Source organism: Mycobacterium sp. (assembly GCF_049673265.1).
GTDB lineage: Bacteria > Actinomycetota > Actinomycetes > Mycobacteriales > Mycobacteriaceae > Mycobacterium.
The window spans coordinates 1-6,306 of sequence record NZ_JBATXN010000604.1 but is presented as its reverse complement, the minus strand read 5'-3'; the positions used below and the strand labels follow the sequence as shown (position 1 = coordinate 6,306).

The window sequence follows — 6,306 nt, the reverse complement described above, 5'->3', positions numbered from 1 at the left end:
TCTTGGACCTTGACGATCTTCTCGCCGTAGACCTCGCCGAGGCTGCCGCCGAACACGGTGACGTCCTGGCTGAAGATGCAGACATCGCGGCCGTCGATGGTGCCGTAGCCGGTGACAACGCCGTCGCCGAGCGGACGCTTCTCATTCAGCCCGAAGTTGGTGCTGCGGTGCCGGGCCAACGCGTCGAGCTCGACGAACGACCCCTCGTCCAGCAGGGCATAGATGCGTTCGCGCGCGGTCAGCTTGCCCTTGGCGTGCACCTTGTCGACCGCGGCCTCGCCGACCGGGTGCAGCGTCTCCTCGGACCGCTTGCGCAGTTCGGCCAGCTTGCCGGCGGTGGTGTGGATGTCGATCTCGTGCTCGGCCTTGGCCTCGACATGGCTCTCGGAAACGCTTGTCATGGCGCCGATCTTAGCGGTCCCTTATATTGCGATCCCAATCACGCGCCGCGACGCGCACGGATCCGCTGTCAGCAGGTCACATGGCTGAGCGCACGGATCGGTTCGGTCGAGTCGTCGTTGTCTCCGGCCAGCTCGCGGCGAGCGAACAGTTCGAACGCGAGTTCATGCGCGATCAGCTGGTCGACGATTGAGGCATCGGCAGGCTCGACCAGCGAGCGCAGCCGCGTGTAACGACCCAGGTACTCGGCGGCCGCCGCGACAAAGGTTTGCAACATGGGCAGGTACTCCACGTCGCCCACATTGCCCGCGGCGTCGACCACGGCCTGGTCGGGCTCCGCGGAAACTCCCAACCGCTTGATCACAGGCTCCAGCAGTTCCTTGGTGCTGCGCTCGAGGCACGTCAACAGGTTGATCTTCTCGCGCAGCGCCGGATCGGTGATGCGCTCGGCCATCCCGGCGAAATATGCCTCGCCCAAAACTTCGCCCTGGTAAGACTCCACCCACAGGCGGACGGCTTCGTCGCTCGTGGCTTTGACTGAATCGGTTATCACCACAAAACCACCTCCACCGGGCGTGTCTCTGCACCGTACGCTGAACGTCGATGGCTGGGCAATCACGACCTTCATTGGACGAGGCTGCGCTGCGCGACGGGCTGATCGGCGCGGGCGGGCCGTGGCGGCAACTGGACGTGGTCGCCGAAACCGGCTCCACCAACGCCGATCTGATCGCGCGGGCGGAGGGCGGCGCCGACATCGACGGATCGGTGTTGCTCGCCGAATACCAGATCGCGGGGCGTGGCCGCCACGGCCGAGTTTGGTCGGCGCCGCCGCGAGCGCAGATCGCGCTGTCGGTAGGCGTGGCCGCGACGTCGGTGCCCCGGTCGAGCTGGGGATGGTTGCCGCTGGCCACCGGTGTGGCGGTGGCCGACGCGCTAGCGGCGGTGTGCGGCGTGGCGCCAGGGCTCAAGTGGCCGAACGACGTGCTGGTCGACGGCGGGAAGTTGGCCGGGATCCTGGCCGAGGTTGCGGCGCCGGCGCCGGTGATTGTGCTCGGGTTGGGGCTCAACGTCACGCTGACCGCCGAAGAAGCACCGGACCCGGCGGCCACCTCGCTGCTGATGTTGGAGGCGTCGGCCACCGATCGAAACGCATTGGCGCGCAAGATACTTGGCGAATTGGCCATCCGCATCGATGCTTGGCGCAGCGCCGGCGGCGCCGGCGCGGCACTGGTTGCCGATTATCAGCGCTACAGCCTGACCCTGGGTTCTCGGGTGCGGGCAGTCTTGCCCGGCGATCGCGAAGTGGTGGGTACCGCGCACGCCATCGACGAGACGGGCCGGCTGTGCGTCGACACCGGTGGTCAAACCGTGGCGATCTCGGCCGGAGACGTCACGCATTTACGTCCCAGCGTTTAAAGTGCCAGCGTGGGCTACCCCGACAATGTGCTCGCCGGCGACGAACAAGTCGTCTTGCACCGCCATCCGCATTGGAAGCGACTGTTCTGGCCGGTCGTGGTGCTCATCCTGGCCAGCGCTGCTGCATCGTTCGGCGCAGCGGTGGTCAACAGCACCAACTGGGATTCGAACGCCAAAAAGATCATCTTCGCCGTCATCGGCGCGATCTGGCTGATCATCGTTGGCTGGCTGACGCTCTGGCCGTTCCTCAATTGGCTGACAACGCATTTCGTGATCACCGACCGGCGAGTGATGTTCCGGCACGGTGTGTTGAGCCGCAGCGGCATCGACATCCCGCTGGCTCGGATCAATAGCGTGGAGTTCCGGCATCGGCTGATCGACCGGATATTGCGCACCGGGACGCTGATCGTCGAGTCGGCATCACAAGATCCGTTGGAGTTCTACGACATTCCGCGCGTGGAGCAAGTTCACGCGCTGCTGTATCACGAGGTTTTCGACACCCTGGGGTCTGAGGAATCGCCGAGCTGAGCCACCCGGTTGCGGCGTGACCGCCAAGCCCGCAGCAGCGTGACGTTCCCCCTCTGCAATCCGCCCTCTTCGTAGTTGTCCTCGAGGACCTCGGCGATCCCGCCGGCGGTAAGGGCCGACTCCAGCGCCTTGTCCTGGCTGCGGCCGAGTTCGTCGGGGAACACCCACCGGCGGAACGCCCAGAAGCGGAACGCCATCTGCAGCAGGTTGCCGATGATGTAGGCCGAGATGAAGTCGGCGACGTTTTCCACCGTCAGTGACACCATCGGTACACGCAGCTGCAAGACGTAGCTGGAGATCCACAACGGCGCCATGCTCAGCAGCACGCCTACCCCGCTGACCGCAAAGAACAGCAGCGCCTCGTGGTGACGCTCCCGGCCGCCGCGGTCCCGGAAGCTCCACTCCCTGTTCAGGATGTAGGACGCGATCACCGCGATGACGCCGGAGATGACCTTGGCGGTCACCGGCTTGGGCTCCAAGATCGTCAGCTTGAGGGTGTAGAAGATCGCCGAGTCGATCACGAACGTGGTCCCGCCGACGATCGCGAACTTGATCAGTTCGTGATGGCGTTCAGCGTAAGGACGGACCAGCCGCGGTAACCGTGCGATCGTGGCATCGGCGAAGGACACAATGTCGCAGTCTACGTACTGCCCGTTACGTGTGCCCAGCGACGGCGTCACCGCCGGTAAACACCCCGTTCAGGGGCCTTCAACGGCCATGACACCATGATTGCCGTGCCGAGTACCCCTACCGCTGCGCCGCTCGTCGCGATGGTCGGCGGCGGCCAACTCGCCCGGATGACCCACCAGGCGGCGATCGCCCTGGGTCAAAGCCTGCGGGTGCTGGCCGCCGACGCCGACGACCCGGCCGCCCAGGTGAGCCCGGATGTGGTGATCGGCTCGCACACCAACCTCGACGATCTGCGTCGTGTCGCTGCCGGTGCCGACGCGCTGACCTTCGACCACGAACACGTCCCGACGCAGCTGCTGGAGAAGCTGGTCGCCGAGGGCGTCAATGTGGCGCCGCCGCCGGAGGCGCTGGTGCACGCCCAGGACAAACTCGTCATGCGGCGGCGACTGGAGGCTTTGGGCGCCCCGGTGCCGCGCTACGCGGCGGTCGAAAGCCTTGACGACGTCGACGCTTTCGCCGGCCGAGTTGACGCGCCGATCGTGGTCAAGGCGGTCCGCGGCGGCTACGACGGTCGTGGGGTGCGGATGGCGGCCGACCTGGCGCAGGCGCGCGAGATCGCGGGGGAGTACTTGGACTCCGGTGTGCCGGTGTTGGTCGAGGAGCGCGTGGCGATGCGCCGCGAGCTCTCGGCACTGGTGGCGCGCTCGCCGTTCGGGCAGGGCGCGGCCTGGCCGGTGGTCGAGACGGTGCAGCGCGACGGCATCTGCGTGGTGGTGATCGCGCCGGCGCCGGCGCTGAGCGACGACGTCGGCGCCGCGGCCCAGCAGTTGGCGCTGCGATTGGCGGCCGAACTCGGCGTCGTCGGGGTGCTAGCGGTGGAACTGTTCGAGACGTTCGATGGGCAGCTGCTGGTCAACGAACTGGCGATGCGGCCGCACAATTCCGGGCACTGGACCATCGACGGCGCGCGGACCAGCCAGTTCGAACAGCATCTGCGCGCGGTGCTGGACTACCCGCTCGGTGATACCGACGCGACGGTGCCGGTGACGGTGATGGCCAACGTGCTGGGCGCCGCGCAGACGCCGACGATGACGGTCGACGAGCGAATGCACCACCTGTTCGCGCGGATGCCCGATGCGCGGGTTCACCTCTACGGCAAGGGTGAACGACCGGGCCGCAAGATCGGCCATGTCAACTTCCTCGGTGGTGATGCCGCGCAGTTGGCGAATCTGCGCGAGCGCGCTGAGCTGGCGGCACACTGGTTGTCACACGGGGAGTGGATGGACGGATGGGACCCACACGAATGACTACCCAGCAGCCCCGGGTCGGGGTGATCATGGGCAGCGACAGCGACTGGTCGGTGATGGCCGACGCCGCCGCCGCTCTGGCCGAGTTCGACGTTGCCCATGAGGTCGGTGTGGTGTCGGCACACCGCACGCCGCAGCGAATGCTCGAATACGCCCGAGACGCGGCCGACCGCGGCATCGAGGTGATCATCGCCGGCGCGGGCGGCGCAGCCCACCTGCCAGGCATGGTTGCCTCCGCGACGCCGCTGCCGGTGATCGGTGTCCCGGTGCCGCTGGCGAAGCTCGACGGTCTGGACTCGCTGCTGTCGATCGCGCAGATGCCCGCCGGGGTGCCGGTGGCCACCGTGTCCATCGGTGGTGCGCGCAACGCCGGCCTGTTGGCGGTCCGCATTTTGGCGGTTTCGGACCCGGCGTTGCGCGGCCGGATCGTCGAGTTCCAGGATCAGCTGGCGGAGTCGGTGCGGGCCAAGGATGCGGCGCTGAAGGAGCGCCAAGGTAAAGTTACCGGCCAGTAGCCTGGCGCCGGCCGGGTAGCGGCCCGCGGAAAGACCGGGCAGTAAAGCACAGTGCAAGGAGGCCGAGATGGCTCAGTGGGCCGGAGATCCGTCGTTTGATGTGTACAAGTTGCCGGAGGAGCACGACGAGCTGCGGGCGGCGATCCGCGCGCTGGCGGAAAAAGAGATCGCTCCCTACGCCGCCGAGGTGGACGAAAACGCCCGGTTCCCCGAGGAGGCGCTGACGGCGCTGAACACATCGGGCTTCAACGCCGTCCACATTCCCGAGGCGTACGGAGGTCAGGGCGCTGACTCGGTGGCGGCCTGCATCGTGATCGAGGAAGTGGCTCGCGTCGACGCATCCGCCTCGTTGATCCCCGCAGTCAACAAGCTGGGCACCATGGGCCTGATCCTGCAGGGCTCGGAGGAGCTCAAGAAGCAGGTGCTGCCTTCGCTGGCCACCGACGGGGCGATGGCCTCGTATGCGCTTTCCGAACGAGAGGCCGGCAGCGACGCGGCGTCGATGCGGACGCGTGCCAAGGCCGACGGCGACGACTGGATTCTCAACGGCACCAAGTGCTGGATCACCAACGGCGGCAAGTCGACCTGGTACACGGTGATGGCGGTGACCGATCCGGACAAGGGCGCCAACGGCATCTCGGCGTTCATGGTGCACCTAGACGACGAAGGCTTCAGCATCGGTCCCAAGGAAAAGAAGATGGGCATCAAGGGCTCGCCGACCACCGAGCTTTACTTCGAGAACTGCCGCATCCCCGGCGATCGGATCATCGGTGAACCTGGAACCGGGTTCAAGACCGCACTGCAGACCCTCGACCACACTCGGCCCACCGTCGGTGCCCAGGCGGTGGGTATCGCGCAGGGCGCGGTGGACGCCGCGGTCGCATATACCAAGGACCGCAAGCAGTTCGGCAAGTCGATCTCCGAGTTCCAGGGCGTGCAGTTCGAGCTGGCCGACATGGCGATGAAAGTCGAAGCCGCCCGGCTGATGGTCTACAGCGCCGCTGCCCGCGCCGAACGCGGTGAGCCAAACCTGGGATTCATCTCCGCGGCCGCAAAGTGCTTCGCCTCCGACACCGCCATGGACGTGACCGAGGCCGCCGTGCAGCTGTTCGGCGGCGCCGGCTACACCACAGACTTCCCCGTCGAGCGGTTTATGCGCGACGCCAAGATCACCCAGATATACGAGGGCACCAACCAGATTCAGCGTGTGGTGATGTCGCGCGCCCTGCTGCGTTAATTCATCTTCCGTTCATCTCTCGTTAAGGCTCCATTAACCTGATGATCGTGTAAGCGAGTGTCAGGTTTTCTTAACACTGCAGGATCGGAGCCTCCCATGAATCACAAGCGAGCACGTCGTGATATCGCCGCTGGTGTTGCCACAGCTGGAGGTGCGCTCCTGGCCGGCGCGCTGATGTCGCTGGCCGCCGCGCCCACCGCCAGCGCCGACGAAGGCACCGCGGCGGCTTTGGGCAACGCCGCCACGGCTGACCAGTTCTCGGACATCTTTACCG

Annotated in this window: 8 protein-coding genes; 5 read left to right on the top strand and 3 right to left on the bottom strand. The window is 66.4% G+C overall.

Annotated elements, in window-relative coordinates:
• Together WBF82_RS20475 and WBF82_RS20470 are read right to left on the bottom strand one after the other, a co-directional pair.
• Positions 1-401 (bottom strand): carboxyl transferase domain-containing protein (locus WBF82_RS20475; RefSeq protein ID WP_424384764.1); only part of this gene is annotated, 401 nt, incomplete at its 3' end.
• A 68-nt stretch (positions 402-469) separates the two neighbouring features.
• Complete coding sequence (locus WBF82_RS20470; protein ID WP_424384763.1) at positions 470-853, bottom strand: hypothetical protein; 384 nt, start codon at positions 851-853, stop codon at positions 470-472.
• Between the two features lie 149 nt (positions 854-1,002).
• Between WBF82_RS20470 and WBF82_RS20465 the strand changes: the two genes are divergently transcribed.
• Together WBF82_RS20465 and WBF82_RS20460 are read left to right on the top strand one after the other, a co-directional pair.
• Positions 1,003-1,815, top strand: a complete 813-nt coding sequence (locus tag WBF82_RS20465) for a biotin--[acetyl-CoA-carboxylase] ligase (RefSeq protein ID WP_424384762.1) — start codon at positions 1,003-1,005, stop codon at positions 1,813-1,815.
• A gap of 9 nt (positions 1,816-1,824) precedes the next feature.
• Complete coding sequence (locus tag WBF82_RS20460) at positions 1,825-2,343, top strand: PH domain-containing protein (protein WP_424384761.1); 519 nt, start codon at positions 1,825-1,827, stop codon at positions 2,341-2,343.
• Here WBF82_RS20460 and WBF82_RS20455 read toward each other — a convergent pair.
• Positions 2,298-2,972 (bottom strand): GtrA family protein, encoded by a 675-nt coding sequence (locus WBF82_RS20455; protein ID WP_424384760.1) that lies wholly within the window; start codon positions 2,970-2,972, stop codon positions 2,298-2,300. The two genes, WBF82_RS20460 and WBF82_RS20455, sit on opposite strands and share 46 nt — an antisense overlap.
• Positions 2,973-3,068: 96 nt before the next feature.
• On the opposite strand from WBF82_RS20455, the gene WBF82_RS20450 reads away from it, so the two are divergent.
• The 3 genes from WBF82_RS20450 (at position 3,069) to WBF82_RS20440 (ending at position 6,032) form a co-directional block, all read left to right on the top strand.
• Positions 3,069-4,280 carry a 5-(carboxyamino)imidazole ribonucleotide synthase gene (locus tag WBF82_RS20450; protein ID WP_424384759.1) on the top strand — a complete coding sequence of 404 codons (1,212 nt, stop codon included), beginning with the start codon at positions 3,069-3,071 and terminating at the stop codon, positions 4,278-4,280.
• Positions 4,277-4,795 carry a 5-(carboxyamino)imidazole ribonucleotide mutase gene (purE, locus tag WBF82_RS20445; RefSeq protein WP_424384758.1) on the top strand — a complete coding sequence of 173 codons (519 nt, stop codon included), beginning with the start codon at positions 4,277-4,279 and terminating at the stop codon, positions 4,793-4,795. Before WBF82_RS20450 ends, purE begins: the two co-directional genes overlap by 4 nt.
• A gap of 67 nt (positions 4,796-4,862) precedes the next feature.
• Positions 4,863-6,032, top strand: coding sequence for an acyl-CoA dehydrogenase (locus tag WBF82_RS20440; RefSeq protein ID WP_424384757.1), 1,170 nt, complete (start codon positions 4,863-4,865; stop codon positions 6,030-6,032).
• Positions 6,033-6,306: the final 274 nt, after the last annotated feature.